Origin of the sequence: Streptomyces sp. SID9727 (assembly GCF_010550605.1) — a bacterium.
GTDB lineage: Bacteria > Actinomycetota > Actinomycetes > Streptomycetales > Streptomycetaceae > Streptomyces.
This window is the reverse complement of the sequence record NZ_JAAGNI010000345.1, coordinates 52,239-72,377: the sequence shown is the minus strand read 5'-3', so window position 1 is coordinate 72,377 and position 20,139 is coordinate 52,239. Positions and strand designations below refer to the sequence as shown.

Genomic DNA, 20,139 nt, shown 5'->3' with positions numbered 1-20,139 from the left:
GACCTTGCCACAAGTGGCAGGTTCCTACGGTCGATCCATGGACACCAACGAACGGAACGACACCGCCGCGCAGACCATGCGAGCCCTGGTACAGCGATCGCACCGTGGGCCGGAAGACCTTGCTCTCGCCACCGACCACCGCCGCCCCGCCCCGGGGCCCGACGAGTACCTGATCCGCGTCGGCGCCGCCGGAGTCAATTTCGCCGACGTCATGCAGGCCCGCGGCCTCTACGGAGGAGGTCCGCGGGCACCCTATGTGGCAGGGTTCGAGGCCGCCGGCGAGATCGTCGCGGTCGGCGCGGACGTCGGGGATCCGCTGCCGCTCGGCACCCACGTCGTGGGAGCGGGCCCGGGCGCCTTCGCGCAGTACATGACGATGCCGGCCGGTGGGGTCCTGCCCGTGCCATCGGGCTGGAACGATGCGCAGGCGCTCGGCCTGGTGCTGAACTGGGCCACCGCGTTGGCGGCGCTGAAGCCATTGGGCGGGATCGAGCCGGGTGAGACGGTGCTCGTGCACGCGGCGGCCGGCGGCGTCGGGCAGGCCGCCGTGCGCCTGGCCCGGCACTACGGTGCGCGGGTGATCGCCACGGCCTCGCCGGAGAAGCACGACACCGTCAAGGCGCTGGGCGCCGACGAGGTGGTGAACAGCCGCCACCCCGAGCTGGCCGAGGAGATCGTCCGCCTGACCGGTGGCGTCGATCTGGTCCTGGAATCGGTGGGGCGGGCGACGTTCGACGCCAGCCTGTCGGCCGCGAAGCCGTTCACCGGTCGTGTCGTCGTGTTCGGTGCCGCGTCCGGTGACGCCACCGTGACGACACACGGCCTGGTCTTCACCCACCAGGTCCGGATCCAGGGCCTGCACATCGGTGCTCTGGCGGTCGCGGCCCCCGCCCTCTACCGGTCCCTGCTCGTCGAGCTCGATGCCCTCATCACCCAAGGCGTCTATCCGCCCGGCACTCCCCGGGTGCGCCCCCTGGCCGAAGGAGCGAGGGCGCTTCAGCAACTCGCAGCGGGCCGGACCCGGGGCAAGCTGGCCCTCGACCCCTGGCGTTGACCGCCCCGGTGTACAGCGTCGACGGCCGATCCTTATCTTTTGGCCATGGATCATCAGGGAGAGTTTCGGCGGGCGGCGCTTGAGTTGGGCATCCCGGACGACGAGATCAGCCGATTCCGGCAGCACCTCCGACTGTCGATCGGCTTGTCCGCGGGTCGTGGTCCGGTGGTCGGGCAGCTCGGTGGGGTGCCGAGACTGCCGGTGGGTATGGAGTGGCCGTCCGCCGGGGACACACCGTTGCCCTTGCTCCTCTCCGTCGATTGTGGAGCGCTGCCGGGAGTCGACGGTTTCGGCCTGCCCGAGGACGGGACGCTGCTCTTCTTCGTGCACCAGGAGAGGGACTGTGGGGACAGTTCCGGCAGGTACGCGCGAGTCGTGTACGTACCGCCCGGCACGGAGACCTCGGTCGCGGAAGCCCCCGGCTCCGCGCATGTCCGCGAGAAGTCCGACGTGGGCGCCGGGCTCGAAGCCGAGCTGCCTCTGTGGCTCCAGGAGGGTGACGAGGACTGGCACGAGTTCTGGGAGGATCTCGACTGGGAGGACATGTCACCCTTCCAGCAGCGGTTGGCTGGGTTCATGGAACGTGATCTGCCGCACCTGGCCGAGCTCCGGGCTCTGGCACACGAACTCTGGCCGCCCCGCTCCGGCATTGCCATCGGCGGTTATGCCGATGACGAGGTGATCAACAGCATCGCGGAGCAGACCCTCGCGGGACGCGAGAAGGCAGGTGAGATACCCGCCATACCGATCGCTCAGTGGTATGCGCGTCTGGAGGAGGAGAAGCACCGGATGGCGAGCGAATGGATATCGCTCGCCGGAGAAGCGCGGGCCTACGAGGAGTACTGCACGAGTTTCGTGATCCGCCACGACGACTTGGCCGCCGCCCGGGTGGACAAGGCGCTGGCCCTCACCCGCTTCGAGGTGCCGTGACCAGGTCCGACGTGCCTTCATGACGGGTAAGCGCCGGGTGGGACCCTGCGTCGTTCCCGGTCCGGACGTCGACACGTCTGTCGCCGTCGGCCGCTCTCGCGCTCAAGGCCACTCCCCCGGCACTCGATCGCCCGCGCGAGGAGTGCCGGGGGTGACAGCGGGTACAGGAGCGCGCGGCACTGAGCCGATCGGTGCCGGTGCGAAAGAAAGGTTCTGTGATGTTGATGGCCCACCCCGCGGTGCTGCGGGACCTGATCGAGAACTACGAGGCCCTCCTGGCCGTGGGCGCCGCGGAAGCGGACAGCGCGGAGGTGCGGCAGCGCATGGACGACATCGCCTACACCCTGTGCGTGTGCACCGGCACCCGGGACATCGACGCGGCGCTGATCGCCGCCCGGCACCAGTTGCCCGGCGCCCGGCCCCTGGACGACTCCGTCCTGGCGGGCAGCTGACCCGACGGCCTGCCGCGCCGACCCGCCCTGTCACGGCTTTCGAAGGTTCTGGACCGGGCGGGGCGGCGCGGATGCGCAGCGCCCGGTGCCGTCACCGCTCCACACGGCGCCGAGCGCCCGCGCCGACGACGGCGATGCGTTCGCCGACGTCGACCGCCCCTTGCGCGGCGTCACGCACCGTCCCGCCGGCCGGCCACGGGCGGGCGGAAGCAGGCGATCACCATTTTGCCGTCGTTGCAGGGGTGGGCCTCCCAGTCGTCGGCCAAGGCGGCGACGAGGAACATGCCGCGGCCGCCCGGCCTTTCGAAGCTCGGCGGCTGCGGCGTGGGCAGTGTCGTCGAGGAGTCGTGCACGGCGACGTGCAGGCAACACTCGTCCCAGGTCATCACCAGCTGCGCGCTGCTGCCGGCGTGCACATGTGCGTTGGTGACCAGCTCCGAAACGGTGAGCAGCACGTCATCGATGACGTGCGGGGCGTCGCCCGCCCACGGCAGGGCCTCCAGGTGGCCGCGTGCCCACTCCCGCGCCACCTTGACCTCGCTGTGCAGAGGCAACGACCGCGCCCAGCCGACCGCGCGCAGTGATTCCCTCATGATGTCCCTCCAACGGTTCGACGTCTGCCTCTCACGCCTACCCCCGACCGGGGCACTGACGCGGCAGGAACCGCTACGCCGGTCACCCTCTGCCCGGGGAGTGGACGAGTACCGGGAGAACGGCGAGGCCGAGGGCGAGGATCCGGGTGGTCAGACCGGCAGTAGGCCCGGGAACTGTCCGTGTCCCCTGTCCGGTGCGGTGACCGCCAGCCACCCGTGGCCCCGTACGACCGTGTCGAACACGCCCACCAGGTCCAGGTCGACCGACAGCTTCCCGCACGCCTCACGGACGCCGCCGGTGATGTCATCGGGGTCCTCGTCGGGGTCCTCGTCCTCCTCCAGGTCGTCCTCCTCCAGGTCGTCCTCCCCCGCGTACTGCCCGACCATCCGGCCGTCCTCGGCCGCGAACCAGATGTCCGCGCCGCCCGCGTCGTCCACGAAGAAGAGCTGGGCCTTGCCGCACACGGCACTGACGCGCTCCACCGTCTCGACCATGTCGTTCCAGTCGTCGTAGCCGACGAGCTGGCGGAACTGGCCGAACACCAGCCGCCAGCCGTCGAGTTCCGGCGTCACGAAGGCACGGCTGACGCCCCGGGACGGGTCCTCCGGGACGGGGCTCGGTATCGCCTCGCACATCGCTGCCGCCACCCCTGCCTGGACCGTCACCGGGCGCGGGTCATGCAGGCCCAGCGCTTCGAAGACGCCCTCGTACGTTGTCCCCGGCACGGCCAGCCACCAGGCACTGAGCTGCGTGTCCGGCACCGCGCGGACGCTGCCCGGGAGCTTCACCCGTACCAGGCGTTCCACCAGCGCGCGGTCGCGTGCGTCGAGCGCGTCCAGACCACCGCCCTCGATCAGCAGCCCGAGCGCACCGCGCCGAACCGGCCGGGACGCCGTCCGGTCCCGGCACAGCTCCCGCAGGCGCGGCGCGAAGGCGTCCAGCATGGCGCGGGCGTACTCACCGGCCGGACCGTAGAAGTCGCCTCCCCGGCCGGCCCTCTCCACCAGGGCCCGCAGCCCGGCCTCGGAGTCCACGCGCAGCCTGAGCAGTCCCTCGAAACCACCGTCCGCCACCCAACGGTCGGGGTCGAGGGCCAGCGCCGCGTACCGCCCGGCACAGCGCTCGTCGAAGACGCGGAGCAGCCGGGCCCTGAGCCATCCGTCCAGCTCCCCGTCGCGTTCCGCCGCGAGTACGGCGTCGAAGGCAGGCGGTCCGATGCGGCTCAGCACGTCTCCGTACGCCGTGAGTCGCTGGGCCGAGTGGGGTGCGCCCAGCCCGCCCAGCAACCCTGGTAGCACACGCTCGCCCTGAGCCGCCACCTGCTCGACCGCCGCGGCCACACGTTCCGGGTCGTCGCTGTTCAGGTCGCCCGTGAGCGCCGCGATGTCGGCTTCGATCTCCATGCGGGGATCCTAATGACCGCGTACACGACTCGCCGCGCCCGTCATTCGCCCGGTGTCAGGCAGAGGGTCAGGATCTGGAACGGACGCAAGGTGAGATGGACGTCCCGGCCCTCCACGGCCGGCGCGGGCTCGTCCGTCAGTGCCCGTTCCAGCAGGTCCGTGATCTGTGCGCCGGCCAGGGGGAAGCCGGCCCTGAGCGTGGTCCGCGCGCGGCCGCCCGCGGATTCGTAGAGGCGGACGACGACGCGGCCCGAGCGGTCGTCGGCGAGTTTGACGGTCTCGATGACGACGTCGGCCGTGGTCTCGCCGGCCAGCCGGACCAGGGGTTCGACGGGCGCGCCACCGGGGACGGCGCGTTCTGGGAGGTTGAAGTGGTAGCCCTCGCGGACGGCGTCCCGCAGCCCGGCGCCGATGACCAGGCCGTAGCGCAGGCGATGTGCGCCGCGGTCGCAGTCGGGGTCCGGGAAGAGGGGGGCGCGCAGGAGCGAGAGCCGCACGGTCGTGGTGGTTCCACCGTCGGGGCGTATGTCCCGCGTGACGTCGTGGCCGTAACTGGAGTCGTTCACGAGGGCCGCGCCCCAGCCCGGTTCCTCGACGTGCAGGTAGCGGTGGGCGCAGATCTCGAAGCGTGCGCTGTCCCACGAGGTGTTGGTGTGGGTGGGGCGCCGGACATGGCCGAAGGGGATCTCGGCGCTCGACTCCGCCGCCCGCAGGTCGAGCGGGAAGGCGGCCTTGAGGATCTTCTCGCACTCCCGCCAGTCGACGTCGGTCTCGACGTCGAGGCGGCGGCTGCCTTCGCCGAGGCGCAGCACCTGGGTGATGCGGGAGGAGTTGAAGCTACGGACCACCCGGACGCCTCCGGGCACGGCGGCGACCTCGTCCGCCTCGGTCAGGTCGCGGACGGTGTTGCGGTAGAAGGAGTCGACGTCCCAGGCGTCCCACTGGTTCGGGAAGTCCTGGTGCAGTTGGAGGAGGTTCCCGACCGTGCCGGGAGCGAGTGCCTCGCGTCCGGCGGTCAGGTCGCAGGCGGAGGTGATCAGACCGCGGGCATCCACCGTGACGCGTACGAGGCCGTTGTCCAGGACGAATCCGCCGGCTCGGGCGGGGCCGGGTTCGACCGGACGCGCGGCCCGCTCGCGGCGGGCTGCCCCGAGCGCGGGGATGCCGTCCCGGGTGTGCGGGGCGGCGTTGAACACGGTTTCGCCGCCCGCCGCCTCCACGCCGGATGCCGCGAGGGTGCGTTGCGCGGAGTCGATGACCTCGCCGAGTTCCCGGGCGGTTTCGGCGTAGGCCGCCTCGGCCTCCCGGTGCACCCAGGCGATCGAGCTACCGGGCAGGATGTCGTGGAACTGGTGGAGCAGTACCGTCTTCCACACCCGGTCGAGCAGCTCGTACGGGTAGGGCAGACCGGTCCGCAGTGCCGCCGTCGCCGACCACAACTCGGCCTCCCGGAGCAGGTGTTCGCTGCGCCGGTTGCCCTGCTTGGTGGCGAGTTGGCTGGTGAGGGTGCCGCGGTGCAGTTCCAGGTACAGCTCGCCCGACCATACGGGGGCGTCGGCGTACTCCGCCTGCGCCTTCGTGAAGAACTCCGCGGGGCCCTCCACCTCGATACGGGCCGACCCCTCCAGGTTCTCCAGCCTGCGGGCGCGGGCCAGCATCTCGCGGGTGGGGCCGCCGCCTCCGTCCCCGTAGCCGAAGGGCACCAGGGAGCGGTTGGCCGGTCCCTTGTCGCGGAAGTTCCGCTCGGTGTGTCCGATGTCGGCGCCGGAGAGGTCTCCGTTGTAGCTGTCGACAGGCGGGAAATGGCTGAAGATGCGGGTTCCGTCGATGCCCTCCCACCAGAAGGTGTGGTGCGGGAAGGGGTTGGTCGCGTTCCAGGAGATCTTCTGGGTGAGGAACCACTTGATGCCGGCCAGCTTCATGAGCTGGGGAAGGGCCGCGTTGTACCCGAAGGTGTCGGGCAACCACATGTCCTCGGTCTCGACCCCGAACTCCTCCAGGTAGAAGCGCTTGCCGTGGACGAACTGGCGTACCAGGGACTCGCCGCCGGAGAGGTTGGTGTCGGGTTCGATCCAGAGGCTGCCGGTGGGGATGAACTGCCCCGTGCGCACTTTCTCCACGACGCGGGCGAACACCTCGGGCCGCTGCTCCTTGAGCCAGGCGAGCTGCTGGGCCTGGGACATGACGAAGCGGAACCCCGGGTGGTCGTCCATCAGGGCGGTGACGTTGGAGACGGTCCTGGCCGCCTTGCGGACGGTTTCCCGTACGGGCCAGAGCCAGGCGGTGTCGATGTGCGCGTGTCCCACGGCGGAGACGCGGTGCGCCCCCGCGTGCGCTGGCGAGGCGAGCGCGGGGGCGAGTGCGTCACGCGCTCGCGCCGCGGTGCCGCCGATGTCCTGGAGATCGATCGCGTCCAGTGCGCGGTCCACGGCGTGCACCAGCTGCCAGCGCCGGGTGGAGTCCTCGGGCAGCTGGTGCATCAGCCCGGACAGGACGTCCAGGTCCTGTACGAGTTCCCAGACAGTGGGGTCGAAGACGGCGAGGTCCATCCGGTTCAGGCGGTAGAGCGGTGTCTCCGGTGCGGTCTCGCCGCTCAGCCAGGAGGGGACCCCGCCGGCCGGGGTGGGGACGAAGGGGTCGCCGCCGCTTCCGGAATCGAAGATGACCGGGTTGGCCGCTGCCTCGATGTAATAGACGAACCGCTCTCCCCCCTCGGCGCGTTCGGTGATCGGCAGCCAGGCGTTGCGGGGGTTCAGCGCCTTGACCGGGCTGCCGTCGGGCCGGTACACGAGCCCTTCGGCGGAGAAGCCTGGCTGGGTGGCGCCGAAGCCGAGGTCCAGGACCGCTTCGACGCGCTGCCCGGCCCATCCGGCGGGGACGGTGCCGCTGATCCGGAACCAGGTGGTGGACCAGGCGGGGCCCCACGGTGCGCCGGTGCGGACCGGCTCGTAGGGCGCGTCGATCCCCTCGGACACGGGTACGGGCTCGCCGGGAACCTTCCACCTGGCGATGTCGAGGGGGATGCTCTCGCGGTACACGGCGGGCCTCAGGCGCAGATCGAGTACGCGGGCCACTCGGCGTTCGGTGACGATGCGGTCGTGGTGCATGGGTGCTCCGGGGGAATGTGCGGGGGCAGAAGGGCAGACCGGTGCCGTGGAAGCGGCGGTGACGTCCGGGTCAGCGCGTCCCGTAGCGGATGACGCGGGTGGGCACGACGGTTCTGCGGGCGGGGATCGGCTCGGCGGACGAGCCGTTGATCCGGTCGATGAGCATCTGGCCCGCCCGTCGGCCGATCTCGTCGGCGTCGTAGGAGACGATGGTCAGGGGCAGGCCGAGGACGTCGGCCAGGTCGAAGTCGTCGAACCCCGCGAGTGCGACGGGACGGCCGCGTCCGTGCACGGCGCGGATGGCCCCCTGGGTGAGCCGGTTGTTGGTGCAGAAGAGCGCCGTCGGCGGGTCGGGGGCGTCGAGGAGCGCGCGTGCGGCGGCCTCGGCGGTGGGTACGTCGGTGAGGCCGCGCCGCACATGGCTCTCGGACGGCTCGAGTTCGGCCGCTTCGTGGGCCGCCCAGTAACCGCGGAACCGTTCTGCGCCGGTGTACAGGGCGGGCGGGTTGCCCAGGAAGGCGATGCGGCGGTGGCCGTCCGCGATCAGTTGTCCCACGGCCTGTTCGGCGCCGCCGAAGTCGTCGACCAGAACGCAGTCGGCGTCCATTCCGGCGGGTGGCCTGGACGCCAGGACGATCGGCATGCCACGCAGCGCCGCGGGGGCGAGGTGCCGGTGGCTGCTGCCGGCCGGAACCACGATCATGCCGTCGACCTGACGCCCCGCCAGGTCCTCGACGAGGCCGCGCTCCCTGTCGACCTGCTCGGCGGTGTTGCTCAGCAGGACCCGCAGGCCGTGTTCGGACGCCACCTCCTGCACGCCGAGCGCCAGGCGGGAGTAGAACGGGTTGGCCAGGTTGGTGACGACCAGCCCGATCATCCCGCTGCCGCCCAGGCGCAGGCTGCGCGCCGTCTCGTTGCGCCGGTACCCGAGCGCTTCGACGGCTGCCAGGACGCGTTCGCGGGTACTGCCGCTGACCCGGGCGTCGTCCTTGAGCACGCGGGAGACGGTCATGGCACTGACACCGGCGCTCGCGGCCACGTCGCGCATCGTCGGGGCGCCGGTGTCGCCCGAGCGGTGCTGAGCCATGAGCGGTTCTCCTGCGGGTGCGTGGACGGGCGTATGGGTCGGTGACGCGGTCATTCTAGGTCGGCGTCCGCAGGGCGGCGGCGCCTTCGCACAGGGCCCAGTGGGCGGCACCGATCAGCGGCGCGTCCGCCGGGCGCAGCGCCGTGAGGGCCGGGGGCGCGGCTCCCGCCGCCCAGGCGTCGAAGCCCTCGCGGACGGCGGGTCCGACGAGGTCCCACGAGCCGGCCATGGATCCGCCGACGACCATCAGGTCCGGCCGGAACCGCTCGCACCAGGGCGCGAGGGCCCGTCCCAGGGCGCCGAAGCAGTGCCGGATGGTCTGCCGGGCGGGCGCCCCGCCGCTGCGGGCCGAGGCCGCGATGTCGTGCACGTCGGGGAGGGGCCCGTGGCCGGGGAGTCCGGCGGCGGTGGCGTAGAACCTCCGGATCGCGCGTCGCGAAACCACCTCCTCCAGCGGGAGTCCGTGCGCGGTGAGCCGGTGGGCACGGCCGCCGGGCGGTACGTCGGGGCCGTCGGTCACGGGCCGGCCGTCGAGCAGGAAGGAGGAGCCGACGCCGGTTCCGAGGGTGATGCACAGCACCCGGCGCCGGCTGGCGGCGGCACCCGCCCGGTACTCGCCCAGGGCGAACGCGTCGGCGTCGTTGACGAAGCTGATGCGGCGCGGGCCTCCGGGGAGCCGGACGAGAAGTCCCGCTCCCACGTCGACTCCGTGCAGCGATTCGAACTTGCCAATGCCGCGGAAGCGGCCGATCCCGGTCTCGTAGTCGAACGGGCCGGGTATCGCCACGCCCCAGTGGGCGCCCGCCGGAGCCTCGACCCGGGCACCGACGGCGGCGATCGCGTCCAGGAGCTCATCGGCCGGCGCGTCGGCCGGGACGGGCTGCCGCACGACGGCCAGGGGGGCGGTCTCCGCGGACGTGGTGTCGATGACGGAGGCCGTCACGTGGGTGCCGCCGATCTCCAGTACGGGGACGCGGCTCATGCCGGGCTCACCAGGGACTTCACCACGTGCACCGGGTCGCTTCCCATAGGGCGCAGCCGGTAGCCGCCCACGCTCGCGGGCACGGTGAGGGTTTCGGCGAAGGCCAGGTCGTGCCGGTCCCCCCGGTCGGTCTCCACGACGACGCCGCCGCCCGAGGAGACGTTGAGGATGTGGAAGCGGCCGTCGGTGTCGTCCTCGGCGGGCTCCGGCCCCTCGATCACGAAGCGGTGCACCGCGTAGAACATCTCGGGCAGCGCGCCGATGACCTCCTCGCGCCAGCCCCGGCCCTCGCGCACCGTCCTCGGCTCCTGCACGAGTTCCTTGAGGACGTCGTCGCCGCGCCGTGCGGTGTCGAGGTTGGCGAAGGCGTGGGCGGAGGAGAGGGGCCTCGGGGCGCCGGAGAGGCCCTTGCGCAGCCAGTCGTAGAAGCGCAGGGAGTAGAGGTAGGGGGTGGCGCTGATCTCGAGGACCAGGTTGCCCTCGCCGGAGGCGTGCGGGGTGCCGGCGGGGATCATGTAGAGCTGCCCGGTGTCCGCCGCGTGCGTCATCACATGGTCCTCGACGCGCAGCGGGACTCCGTCCGCCGCGGACGCCTCGACCTCCTCGCGCATGACTGTCACGTCCGTACTGTCCCGCAGCCCGAGGTAGACCTTCGCACCGGGGTCGCACGCGGTGACGTAGTACGTCTCGTGCTGGGTGTAGGGCCACCCGAAGGTCTCGCGCATGTACTGCTCCCGGGGGTGCAGGTGCAGCGAGAGGTTGCCGCCGCCGACCGTGTCGAGGTAGTCGAAGCGGATCGGGAAGGACGTGCCGAAGCGGCGGTGGACGTCCGGGCCGAGGAACGTCTCGGGGTGGAGCGTGCAGAGCAGTTGGAAGGGCAGTTCCACCTGGGCCGCCTCGTCCTGGCCGACCAGGATTCCGGCCTCGGGGGCGATCAGCTCGTAGCCGAGTGCCGTGTTGCCGTCGCGGGGCTCGAAGCCGAGTTCCCGGGCGGCCCACTGACCGCCCCACGCGGTGGAGTTGAAGAAGGGGCGACTGCGAACGGGCCCCGCGGCCAGGGTGGCCAGGGTGGCCCGTACGGACGCGCCGTCCAGCGAGGCCGGGCCGTTCTCGCCCTGGAGGTCGATCCAGCGGTCGACGCGCGGGGCCAGGCGGTCGCGGTGGCGGTCGCCGACGGGCCAGTCGGTGTAGAAGAGGCTGCGCAGCTCACCGGGGGTGCCGGGGCGCCCCAGATTGACGCCGAGGGGCAGTTCGGCGCGGGTGACGGCCTCTTCCGCGTACCGCTTGGGCAGGTCGGCCCACCACAGCAGGTCGGGCTCGCCGAGCCCGGCGCCCGGCCCGTAGACGAGCAGGACGCCGGTGTCCGGACGCGGCCGGACGGGCGGCGTCTCGAACAGGTCGTCCAGGGAGAACTCGGCGAGCGGCAGGAAGAACGCGTCGGCGTCCGCGTCGGGAACGCAGAGCCGCTGGACCGCCTCGGCCGACCAGAGGGTCCGCACGTCGCACAGCGCGACCCGTGTACCCCGCGCGCGCAGAGCGGCGGCGAGGGATCCGGCGGCCTCCTCCCAGTCGAGTGCGGCGGGGCCGTCCAGGGCGAGGACGGTGGGCGTCGTGGGCACATCGGCGACCGCGGCGGCCCAGCCGGCGACGACGGCGCCACCGGTGACGGCGTACCGCGGGTTGCGGTCATAAGGACGGGGCTGGTGCACAGAAGCTCCTGAGGAAGGGACCGGGCAAGCACGCGAATGGTATCGATAACACGCTGAAGGAACAAGGCACCTCTCGAATGCCTCCATGTAAGCCCTGTCCAGGAGCCATTTTTCGAGCCCTGGCGGAAGAACCTCTTGTTTCGGTCACATGGTGTCGTTAACATCCTCGCAACCCGAAGCGCGGAAACGCACGCCGTACACGCTTCCGGTGGCTTCTCCACCGAACACCGGAGCCAGGGACCCCCAGCGGGTCCAGAGGGAAGTGAGCCCATGAGATCAACCGGCGAGACGACAGAGCGGTCGTCTCACCCGCTCCGCCGGCGCACCGTGCTGGCCGGCCTCGGGGCCGGTGCCGCAGCCGCACTGGCGGGTGGCTGCGCGCGGGGCGACAGCACTGCGGCGAAGCCGGGGACGACGTCCCTGGCCAACGACAACGCGACCTGGGACGACGGCTACGTGGCCGCCGGACGGGAGCTGAAGAAGCTCACCGGCTATGCCCTGCGCCCCCTGTCGAACCCGAATCCGACCGCGTACACCCAGGTCACGCAGATCTCCCTGCAGACGACCAAGGCGACCGATCTGATCAAGTGGCAGTCGGGCTACAACCTGAAACAGCTCGCCCGCACGGGCAGCCTCAGTGACCTGACGCGGCTGTGGGAGGCATACGAGCGCAAGGGCTGGGTGACCAAGTCCCTTCGCGACTCGATGTCCTACCGGGGCGCCGTGTACGGGATGCCTCTCTACCAGTCGTACTACGTGCTCTTCTACAACACCCATGTGTTCGACAAGCACGGCCTGCGGGCGCCCGAGACCTGGGACGAGCTACTGCACACGGCCGAGGTGCTGAAGAAGTCCGGTGTCGTTCCGTTCGTCGCCACGCAGAGCGGCAACTGGCCCGCCTACGAGTGGTTCGAGGAGCTGATCAGCAAGGTCGACCCGGTGTTCTACGCGGATCTGATCGCGGGGCGGGCCCGGTACACCGACCCGCAGGCGCACAAGGCCATGCAGATCTGGCAGGACTTCATGAAGAAGGGCTGGATGACCCCGGCCGACTTCGATCAGAACAACGGTCCGGCCGCGCTGAAGACGGGCAAGGTCGGCATGTTCCTGCACGGCTCCTGGCAGTCGCAGGGGCTGGCCGCGGCCGGGATGAAGCCGGGCGAGGACTTCGACGCCTTCGTCCTGCCTCCCGTCGACACCTCCACCAAGCGTTCCGTGATCACCGAGGCGGGCGTGCTCGCCGTCCCGGAGAAGGCCGTGTCGCACGACGCCGCGATGGCCAACGCGGGCCACTGGCTGCACCCCTCGGTCCAGCGGGTGTGGACCGACTTCCTCCAGGACGGCTCGGCCAACCCGAAGGCGGTCACCTCCAACCCGGTGCTCGCCCGGCTCAGGAAGCGGGCCCTGGACGAGCGCTGGACCGAGCTGCCCCGCTACGGGCAGTCCGGTCCGCCCAATCTCATGCAGGGGAACACCGATGACCTGGGAGCCTTCATGACGCACGCCCTGTCGCCCGAGGCGACGCTGCGCAGCATGGCGGGCCGTGCCACCAAGGAGTGGGCCGCGTGGAACAAGGACGAGTCATGACATCCGCCCTCGACGCGCGCCGCACCCGGGCCGGCGCCTCCCCCGCTCCCGGCACCCCGCCCGCTCCCCCGGCCCGCAAGCCCTCGCGCGGGCTCAGGGACCGTTTCGCCTCGGCGGGCTTCCTCGCCCCGGCCGTCCTGCTCGTCGCCGGCCTGCTGCTCACCCCGTTCGTGATGACGCTGTACCGCGGCTTCTTCAGCGACAGCCGGGTCTCCGGCTTCACCTGGTTCACCAACTACGGGCTTTTCTTCAGCGACCCGGTGCTCGCGAAGTCCGTGGAGAACACCCTGATGTGGGTGGTCGGCACGGTGGCCCTGCCGCTCGTCCTGGGGCTCGCCATCGCCGTCATGACGAACGGTTCCGGGTGGTCCCGGGTGGCGCGGCTGCTGGTGGTCCTGCCGTACGCGATCTCCGGCTCGGCCGTGGCCGTCGTCTGGAACTTCCTCCTGACCACGGACGGAGCGGCCAACCAGGCGCTCGACGCGCTGGGGCTGGGGTCGTTCGCCCAGGGCTGGCTGCTGGAGTGGCCGGGGAACACCCTCGTCATGATCGTCGCCAACACCTGGCAGGCCACCGGGGTGGCCGTGATCCTCTTCCTGGTCGGCCTGCAGACCATCCCCCCGGAGACCCTGGAGGCCGCGTCGCTCGACGGCGCCGACGGCATCCGGAAGTTCTGGTACGTGGTCCTGCCTCAGCTGCGGACCGTGTCCGTGATCGTCGTCGGCAGCAGTCTGGTGAACGGGCTGAAGTCGTTCGACCTGATCTGGGTCCTCACCCAGGGCGGGCCGGGCCGCAGCTCCGAGACGCTCGCGGTCTCGATGTACCAGGAGACCTTCCTCGCCCTGCGCCCCGGCGCCGGAGCGGCCGTCGCCGTCGTCCTCACCGTCATCGTGCTGCTGGCCTCCTGGCTCTACCTGCGGCGCCAGCTCACTCCGAAAGGCGCCTGAGCATGTCCCTACGCCGCGTCTCCGCCGGCACCGCCGTCCGCAACACCGTTCTGGTGGTCGTCTCGCTCCTCTGGGCCGTACCGACCTGGCTGCTCCTGGTCAACGCGCTGGTGCCGGCCGCCGAATACGGCGGTGCGCCGCACTGGCTGCCGCACGGAGGATTCGGTCTGTTCGACAACATGTCCGAGGCATGGTCGCGGGCCAGGCTCGGTCCCGCGATGGGCAACAGCCTGCTCTACGCGGTGACCAGCTCGGCCGCGGCCATCGTGGTGGCCACGACCGCCGCGTTCGCCACGGTCATCATGCCGGTCAAGCGCAAGACCCTGTGGTTCTGGCTGATCTACTCGGGCACCCTGCTGCCCCTCCAGGTCTTCCTGCGACCGCTCTTCCTCGCGTACGCGAACACCGGCCTGTACGACGCGCAGATCGGGCTGTTCCTCATCTACGCGGCGGTGGCCATCCCGTTCGCGTACTTCATCATGCGCAACTTCGCCCAGACGCTGCCCACCGAGGTGATCGAGGCGGCGCGGCTCGACGGTGCCTCCTGGTGGCGGGTGTTCTGGCAGATCCACGTACCGCTGTCCCGGTCCGCGATGATCGCCGCGTTCGTCTTCCAGTTCGTCGCCGTCTGGAACGACCTGCTCTTCGGCATCACCCTGTCCACGAGCCGCAACATCCGGCCGGTGATGGCCGCACTCGCCGAACTCCAGGGCAACTACTCCAACGTGGGGCCCCCGGTCGTCCTCGGCGGAGCCCTGCTCGTCTCGCTGCCGACCGTCGTCCTCTTCTTCGCGGCGCAGCGGTTCTTCGTCAGCAGCCTCAAGCTCGGATGAGCCGTGCCGTACCCGCGTGCGGACCTCCCGCACGGACGCCCCGAGCCGATCCCCGAAAGGCATCCCGGTGAAACTCTCTGCCCGTACCGCTCTCGCCCTGGCCGCGGCACCGCTGCTCTGCGCCGCCCTGTGCCCTTCCCCCGCCCTCGCGGCCTCACACCCGGCGGCGGGCCCCTGGAAGGCCCGGGCCACGCGGACGTACGACGCGCTCCAGCATCACCTGTACCAGGGTGCGAACGACCACGGCCTCTACCAGGAGGCGACACCGCACCGCAGCGCAGACAACGCCCACTCCTACCTCTGGCCGATGCGGGAGGCGGCCGCCGCGACGGTCGACGTGGCCGGCCTTCCCGGATCGGGCAGGCGCTACACGGCGGACGCGGCGGAGCGCTTCACCACTCTGGAGCTGTACTTCGAACCGCGCGACGGCCGGCCCGGCTACGACTCGTACCTCCCGGCTCCGCTCGGGCAGGGCGGTGACGTCTTCTACGACGACAACTCCGTCGTCGGGCTGACCCTGCTGGACCAGTACGAGGCCACGGGCGACGCCGTCTACCTGCGCCGGGCCGAGCGGACCTTCGACATCGTGAGCCGCGGCTGGGACGACGACCCGGCCAGGGAATGCCCCGGCGGGATGCACTGGGTCGACTCGCCGGCCAACGACATGCGCGCCGCCAACGTCACGGGCCTGGCCGCGGAGCTGGCCGCCCGGCTCCACCAGGAGACCCACGAGAGCCGCTACCTGACGAGCGCGCAGCGGTGGTACGAGTGGAACTGGTCGTGTCTGCGCCAGTCCCCCGGGCTGTACCGCAACAGCCTCGGCGACGACGGCTCCGTCAACTCCACCCTGTGGACGTACAACTCGGGGGCCATGGTCGGTACCGCGGCCACGCTCTACAAGACCACCGGGGACCGCTCGTATCTCCAGCGCGCCGTGGAGGACGCCGAGGGGTCGCTCGCGTACTGGAAGCAGGGCGAGCGCCTGCACGACCAGCCGGCGGTCTTCAACGCGATCTACTTCGACAACCTCCGCGTTCTGGACGGGATCCGTCACGACCCGGCCTACCGGCAGACCGAGAGCGCCTACGCGGAACGCGTGTGGAAGGAGAACCGCGATCCGTCCACCGGTCTCTTCCGCTTCCAGCCCTCGGGCGGCGGCGACTACGACCCGTCCGCCTCCGCCGAGACCCTTGAGCAGTCCGCGATGGTCCAGATCTTCGCGGGCCTCGCCACCGACGCCCCCTGACCCGCACCTCCCCGCCCGCCCCACGCACCGAACCGGCACCCTGCCAGAGCGGAGAACCCTCTCCATGCCCCGCCCCCATCTGTCCCGCCCCTCCTGGTGGGACTCCGACATCGCCCGCGACATCCTGCGCGACCGCGGCGTGAGCGCCACCGGTGTCCTCGGCGGACACCCCGTCCGGCTCTCCTGCGAACCTCTGCTGCGCCGGGACGGCGACGGCGGGCTCCTCCAGTCCGTGCGGATCCGGGCCGGCCGCCCCGTCGGCCGGGCCGTGGTCACCACCCTGTCCGGCACCTCCGTCCGCAGCGAGCTGATACCCGGGCCGGCCGGTGAGATCCGCCTGCTGGTCCCCGAGGTGGACGCTCCGCTGCCGGTGCTGGTCGAGCTGCCGGACCTTGCTCCGGGTGAGCGGGTCGAGGTGCTGCTGACCCCGCAGCGGCACTGGACGCTGCACCTGGTTCAGCACGCCCATCTCGACATCGGTTACACCGATCCTCAGGGCACTGTGCTCGCCGAGGGCCGCAAGTACCTCGACTCCCTGCTCGAACTGTGCCGTTCGACGGACGACCGGCCCGACGCGTCGAAGTTCCGCTGGGCCGTCGAGGGGTTCTTCAGCTTCGAGAACTGGTCGGCGAACCGTCCGCCGGAGCAGGTCGCACAGTTCCTGGAGCGGGTGCGCCAGGGGCGCATCGAGCTGACCGCGATGCCCTTCAACCTGCACACGGAAACCTGCTCGACGGACGAACTGCACGAGTTGCTGCGCCCGGTACGGGAGCTGCGCGCCCGGCACGGCATCGACGTCACCACGGCGATGCAGACGGATGTCCCCGGTCAGGTCGTGGGCCTGCCCGACGTCCTCGCCGACAGCGGCATCCGCTATCTCTCCGTCGCCCACAACTGGGCGGGCCGCGCGGTGCCGCACCACACCGGCGGCGGGTCGCTGCCCCGGCTGTTCCGGTGGCGCGCGCCGGGCGGACGCAGCGTCCTGGTGTGGCGCACCGACACCCCGCACGGGCTGGCGTACATGGAGGGCTCGATCCTCGGGTTCGACGAGTCCTACGACCGGGTGGACGATCTCCTGCCGCACTACCTCTCGGCGCTGGCGACCCGTCAGTACCCGCACGAGGGCCGTGGCATTCCGGGCTTCCCTGTCCTGGACGAGGAGTTCAAGGGCGATCCGTACCCGTGGGACGTACTGCATCTGCGGGTGCTGGGCAAGTTCGCGGACAACGGGCCGCCGCGCCGGATCATCGCCGACACCGTGCGCCGGTGGAACGAGGAGTGGGCCTTCCCCGTTCTGCGGACTTCACGCAACGAGGACTTCTTCGTGGACGCGGAGGACCGTTACGGGGACCGGCTGGAGACCTTCGAGGGGGACTGGAGCGACTGGTGGGTGGACGGCGTGGGCGCCGGCGCGGTCCCCCTGGCCGCGACCCGCGACGGTCAGGCGGCGCTGGCGGATGCCCAGACGGTCGCGGGACACGCCGAGATCCTGGGCGCGGCCGGTGCGGGCACCACGGCCTCGGCCCCCGACGTGTACCGGGCGGCCTCCCTGTTCAACGAGCACACCTGGGGCGGTGGCGATCCCTGGACCCACGGCGACCACGGGCACGCGTCCGGCGAGCGCCAGTGGCACTGGAAGTACGCCCAGGCACTGCGCGCCCACGACGACGCGAAGACGCTGCTGGACGGCGCGGGCGCGGCCCTCGGCGGCCGGCTCTCCCCGCGCGAGGGGGCGCTCGCCGGTTTCTACGTGGCCAATACGTGCGGCTGGCCGCGGTCGGAGACGGTCCGGCTGTTCCTTCCCGAGAGCACGGTCGCGCTGGAGGACCCGGTCCGGGTGCTCGACGCGCGCGACGGTTCGGTGCTGGAGCACACCGAGGAGGCCCAGGCCAACGAGCTGCACCGGGCGGCCGGCCGCTTCCTGTTGTTCCGGCTCGCGGAGGTGCCGGCGCACGGTGCGGTACGGGTGGACGTCGTCGCGGACGCCCGGGAGGAGGCGCCGTCCGCCGAAGGCGGGCACGCCGGCGATCCGGCGGTCCTGGAGAACGAGTTCCTGCGGGTGAGCGTGGACCTGCGCGCGGCCTGGATCGGCTCGGTCGTCGACAAGCGCACCGGCCGGGAGCTGGTGCGGCAGGACGCGACGGTGGGGCTCAACGGCTACCTGTACGACGAGTACGCGACGGCGGGCGGCTTCAACCACCAGTCGAGCAAGACCACGGCGGACGATTCGATGCACCTCCTCGCCTCCCGGACGGCGGCGCCTCCGGCCGCGCTGGTGGACCGTTTCCGCGACGCCACGGGTGAGACGCTGGTCTACGAGTGCGCTCCGGCCGGCACCGAGCGGCTGCGGGTGCGCGTCCACCTGCCGCACGGACAGGCCCGGATCGATCTGGAGAACCGGATCGTGAAGCCCGCGACGCTCACCAAGGAGAGCGCGTTCTTCGCGTTCCCCTTCGCGATGCACCGGCCGGCCGTCCGCATGGAGGCGACCGGCGGTATGACGGGCACCGGCCTGCCGGTCGTGCCGGGGTCCGCGCAGCACATGCGCGCGGTACGCCGCTGGGTGAGCTTCGAGGAGGACGCGGTGGTGGCGGCCGTGTCCACGCAGGACGCGCCGCTCGTCCAGGTGGGCGGCATCGCCGTCCCGTACGCGCCCTATCCGCAGTCGCTCGCCCAGGACGAGCCCGGCACGCTCTTCTCCTGGGTCCACAACAACATCTGGGACACCAACTTCCCCTCCGAGCAGGCGTTCGACCACGTGTTCCGCTACAGCGTGGGCTTCGGACAGGCCCCGCACACCAGCGGGCCCGTTCTGGGCATGCACACCGCTGCCGCGGGCAGCCGTCCGCTGCTCGCCGTCCGCGCGCTGGGCGAGGAGAGCGCGGCCCCGGAGGCGTCGTACGCGTTGCTGACGGTCGGCGACCGGCGCGTGCGCGTCTTGGGGCTCACCGTGCCGGCGCCCGGTCGGGTACTCGTGCGGCTCCAGTCCTTCGCCGAGGAGCCGGTCGCCTGCCGGATCACCCCCGGCTTCCCGGTCGCGGAGGCCCGCGCGGCCGACTACCTCGGCGCCGCCGGTGACCTGCTGAGGCCGGACGCCGAGGGCGTCCTGACCGTCGACGTACCCGTGCTGGGCACGAGCGCGGTGCTGTTGCGGCTCTAGACCGCCCGTTCGGCCCCGGAATCCCTAAGGGGCTCCGGGGCTCCGGGGGCACCTCGATGTCGGGGACCGCACCGGGGTCGCCTGCCGCGGGACGTCGCTCAGTGCGCGGCGAGCAGCTCTCCGTACCAGGCGAGCGTGGCGTCGATCGTGGCCGGCATCGGGTTCGGGACGAGACCGTACGCCTTCTCGATGGCCCTCGAGTCGAGGATCTGTGCCTCCGTGTGCTGGTAGAACATCTCGGCGTACTCCGCCATGAACACCTCGTCGAACGGACCGAACGGGCGCGGCTCGGTGACGACGGTGAGGTTCAGGGGGCGGCCGACGCGCTCCCCCACCAGGTCCATGATCTGGCGGCTGGTGAGCGCGGGCGCCGTGGGCAGGTGCCAGACGCGGCCGTCCCCGTCCGGGTTCTCGCCGAGCGTCGCCAGGCCCGCCGCCACGTCCCCGATGTACGTGTAGCTGTGCGGCAGGTCGATGTCGCCGAGCACCGGGACCTCTCCCCCGGTCAGCGCGGCCGGGAACACCGCACCGCCGAGCGTGGAATTGAGGACGCCGGGTCCGACGAAGTCGGCCGACCGGCCCAGCACGACGCGCAGCCGGCCCTCGTCGTGGGCGGCCAGGTAGCGGGTGTCGAGCTCCGCGCGCATGCGGCCCTTGCGGGAGGTCGCGTTCCAGGGGGTGTCCTCGGTCATCACCGCCCCGTGTGTTTCGCCGTACGGGTACAGCGTGTCGAGGACGACGAGCCGCGCGCCGGCCGCCTCGGCCGCCGCCAGGACGGACCGCTGAATGCGCGGCATGACCTCGACCTGGAGGTGATAGCCGACGTTCAGGCAGTGGTAGGCGACCGCCGCCCCGTCCAGCGCGGCCCGCGCTCCTTCCGCCGTCGACACGTCGGCGGCGAACCGCTGGACTCCGCCCGGCGCGTCGCCGCCGCCGCTCCGGTCCACCAGGCGGACCCGGTGGCCCCTGCGGGCCAGCTCCGCCGCGAGCGCGGTGCCGGCCGGTCCGGCGCCGAGGACTGCGTGGAGGTCGTGTGCTGCGGCCATGA

15 protein-coding genes are annotated in these 20,139 nt (G+C 71.5%); 8 read left to right on the top strand and 7 right to left on the bottom strand.

What is annotated here, in order from left to right; genetic code table 11:
• Positions 1 to 37: 37 nt before the first annotated feature.
• The 3 genes from G3I41_RS23545 (at position 38) to G3I41_RS23535 (ending at position 2,436) form a co-directional block, all read left to right on the top strand.
• Positions 38 to 1,054: an NADPH:quinone oxidoreductase family protein gene (locus G3I41_RS23545; protein WP_164402380.1), complete on the top strand. Its 1,017-nt coding sequence runs from the start codon at positions 38 to 40 to the stop codon at positions 1,052 to 1,054.
• 45 nt (positions 1,055 to 1,099) lie between these two features.
• On the top strand, positions 1,100 to 1,984 hold the full coding sequence (locus tag G3I41_RS23540) for a DUF1963 domain-containing protein (protein WP_164402379.1): 885 nt from the start codon (positions 1,100 to 1,102) through the stop codon (positions 1,982 to 1,984).
• 218 nt (positions 1,985 to 2,202) lie between these two features.
• On the top strand, positions 2,203 to 2,436 hold the full coding sequence (locus G3I41_RS23535; protein ID WP_164402378.1) for a DUF5133 domain-containing protein: 234 nt from the start codon (positions 2,203 to 2,205) through the stop codon (positions 2,434 to 2,436).
• Between the two features lie 170 nt (positions 2,437 to 2,606).
• Here G3I41_RS23535 and G3I41_RS23530 read toward each other — a convergent pair whose 3' ends face one another.
• From G3I41_RS23530 to G3I41_RS23505, 6 genes are all read right to left on the bottom strand, one after another.
• Positions 2,607 to 3,029 carry an ATP-binding protein gene (locus G3I41_RS23530; RefSeq protein ID WP_164402377.1) on the bottom strand — a complete coding sequence of 141 codons (423 nt, stop codon included), beginning with the start codon at positions 3,027 to 3,029 and terminating at the stop codon, positions 2,607 to 2,609.
• Between the two features lie 150 nt (positions 3,030 to 3,179).
• Complete coding sequence (locus tag G3I41_RS23525) at positions 3,180 to 4,433, bottom strand: hypothetical protein (protein WP_164402376.1); 1,254 nt, start codon at positions 4,431 to 4,433, stop codon at positions 3,180 to 3,182.
• 41 nt (positions 4,434 to 4,474) lie between these two features.
• A complete protein-coding gene (locus tag G3I41_RS23520; protein ID WP_164402375.1) occupies positions 4,475 to 7,540 on the bottom strand; it encodes a glycoside hydrolase family 38 C-terminal domain-containing protein in 3,066 nt (1,021 codons plus the stop codon).
• 70 nt (positions 7,541 to 7,610) lie between these two features.
• Positions 7,611 to 8,627, bottom strand: a complete 1,017-nt coding sequence (locus G3I41_RS23515; protein WP_164402374.1) for a LacI family DNA-binding transcriptional regulator — start codon at positions 8,625 to 8,627, stop codon at positions 7,611 to 7,613.
• Between the two features lie 55 nt (positions 8,628 to 8,682).
• Entirely contained in the window at positions 8,683 to 9,609 is a 927-nt protein-coding gene (locus G3I41_RS23510; RefSeq protein ID WP_164402373.1) for an ROK family protein, read from the bottom strand.
• Complete coding sequence (locus G3I41_RS23505; protein WP_164402372.1) at positions 9,606 to 11,318, bottom strand: class I mannose-6-phosphate isomerase; 1,713 nt, start codon at positions 11,316 to 11,318, stop codon at positions 9,606 to 9,608. The genes G3I41_RS23510 and G3I41_RS23505 overlap by 4 nt, the downstream gene beginning before the upstream one ends.
• A 270-nt stretch (positions 11,319 to 11,588) precedes the next feature.
• Between G3I41_RS23505 and G3I41_RS23500 the strand changes: the two genes are divergently transcribed.
• From G3I41_RS23500 to G3I41_RS23480, 5 genes are all read left to right on the top strand, one after another.
• Entirely contained in the window at positions 11,589 to 12,905 is a 1,317-nt protein-coding gene (locus tag G3I41_RS23500; RefSeq protein WP_164402371.1) for an extracellular solute-binding protein, read from the top strand.
• Complete coding sequence (locus G3I41_RS23495; RefSeq protein ID WP_164402370.1) at positions 12,902 to 13,852, top strand: sugar ABC transporter permease; 951 nt, start codon at positions 12,902 to 12,904, stop codon at positions 13,850 to 13,852. The genes G3I41_RS23500 and G3I41_RS23495 overlap by 4 nt, the downstream gene beginning before the upstream one ends.
• A gap of 2 nt (positions 13,853 to 13,854) precedes the next feature.
• Complete coding sequence (locus tag G3I41_RS23490; protein WP_164402369.1) at positions 13,855 to 14,685, top strand: carbohydrate ABC transporter permease; 831 nt, start codon at positions 13,855 to 13,857, stop codon at positions 14,683 to 14,685.
• Between the two features lie 67 nt (positions 14,686 to 14,752).
• On the top strand, positions 14,753 to 15,931 hold the full coding sequence (locus G3I41_RS23485; RefSeq protein ID WP_343242214.1) for a glycoside hydrolase family 76 protein: 1,179 nt from the start codon (positions 14,753 to 14,755) through the stop codon (positions 15,929 to 15,931).
• 64 nt (positions 15,932 to 15,995) lie between these two features.
• Positions 15,996 to 19,091: an alpha-mannosidase gene (locus G3I41_RS23480; RefSeq protein ID WP_164402368.1), complete on the top strand. Its 3,096-nt coding sequence runs from the start codon at positions 15,996 to 15,998 to the stop codon at positions 19,089 to 19,091.
• A 98-nt stretch (positions 19,092 to 19,189) separates the two neighbouring features.
• Here G3I41_RS23480 and G3I41_RS23475 read toward each other — a convergent pair whose 3' ends face one another.
• On the bottom strand, positions 19,190 to 20,137 hold the full coding sequence (locus G3I41_RS23475; RefSeq protein WP_164402367.1) for an NAD-dependent epimerase/dehydratase family protein: 948 nt from the start codon (positions 20,135 to 20,137) through the stop codon (positions 19,190 to 19,192).
• Positions 20,138 to 20,139: the final 2 nt, after the last annotated feature.

Excerpts from the sequence above, each read along its gene's own strand:
- G3I41_RS23545 (WP_164402380.1), top strand. The coding sequence starts at position 38 with ATGGACACCAACGAACGGAACGACACCGCCGCGCAGACCATGCGAGCC.
- G3I41_RS23540 (WP_164402379.1), top strand. The coding sequence starts at position 1,100 with ATGGATCATCAGGGAGAGTTTCGGCGGGCGGCGCTTGAGTTGGGCATC.
- G3I41_RS23535 (WP_164402378.1), top strand. The coding sequence starts at position 2,203 with ATGTTGATGGCCCACCCCGCGGTGCTGCGGGACCTGATCGAGAACTAC.
- G3I41_RS23530 (WP_164402377.1), bottom strand. The coding sequence starts at position 3,029 with ATGAGGGAATCACTGCGCGCGGTCGGCTGGGCGCGGTCGTTGCCTCTG.
- G3I41_RS23525 (WP_164402376.1), bottom strand. The coding sequence starts at position 4,433 with ATGGAGATCGAAGCCGACATCGCGGCGCTCACGGGCGACCTGAACAGC.
- G3I41_RS23520 (WP_164402375.1), bottom strand. The coding sequence starts at position 7,540 with ATGCACCACGACCGCATCGTCACCGAACGCCGAGTGGCCCGCGTACTC.
- G3I41_RS23515 (WP_164402374.1), bottom strand. The coding sequence starts at position 8,627 with ATGGCTCAGCACCGCTCGGGCGACACCGGCGCCCCGACGATGCGCGAC.
- G3I41_RS23510 (WP_164402373.1), bottom strand. The coding sequence starts at position 9,609 with ATGAGCCGCGTCCCCGTACTGGAGATCGGCGGCACCCACGTGACGGCC.
- G3I41_RS23500 (WP_164402371.1), top strand. The coding sequence starts at position 11,589 with ATGAGATCAACCGGCGAGACGACAGAGCGGTCGTCTCACCCGCTCCGC.
- G3I41_RS23495 (WP_164402370.1), top strand. The coding sequence starts at position 12,902 with ATGACATCCGCCCTCGACGCGCGCCGCACCCGGGCCGGCGCCTCCCCC.
- G3I41_RS23490 (WP_164402369.1), top strand. The coding sequence starts at position 13,855 with ATGTCCCTACGCCGCGTCTCCGCCGGCACCGCCGTCCGCAACACCGTT.
- G3I41_RS23480 (WP_164402368.1), top strand. The coding sequence starts at position 15,996 with ATGCCCCGCCCCCATCTGTCCCGCCCCTCCTGGTGGGACTCCGACATC.
- G3I41_RS23475 (WP_164402367.1), bottom strand. The coding sequence starts at position 20,137 with ATGGCCGCAGCACACGACCTCCACGCAGTCCTCGGCGCCGGACCGGCC.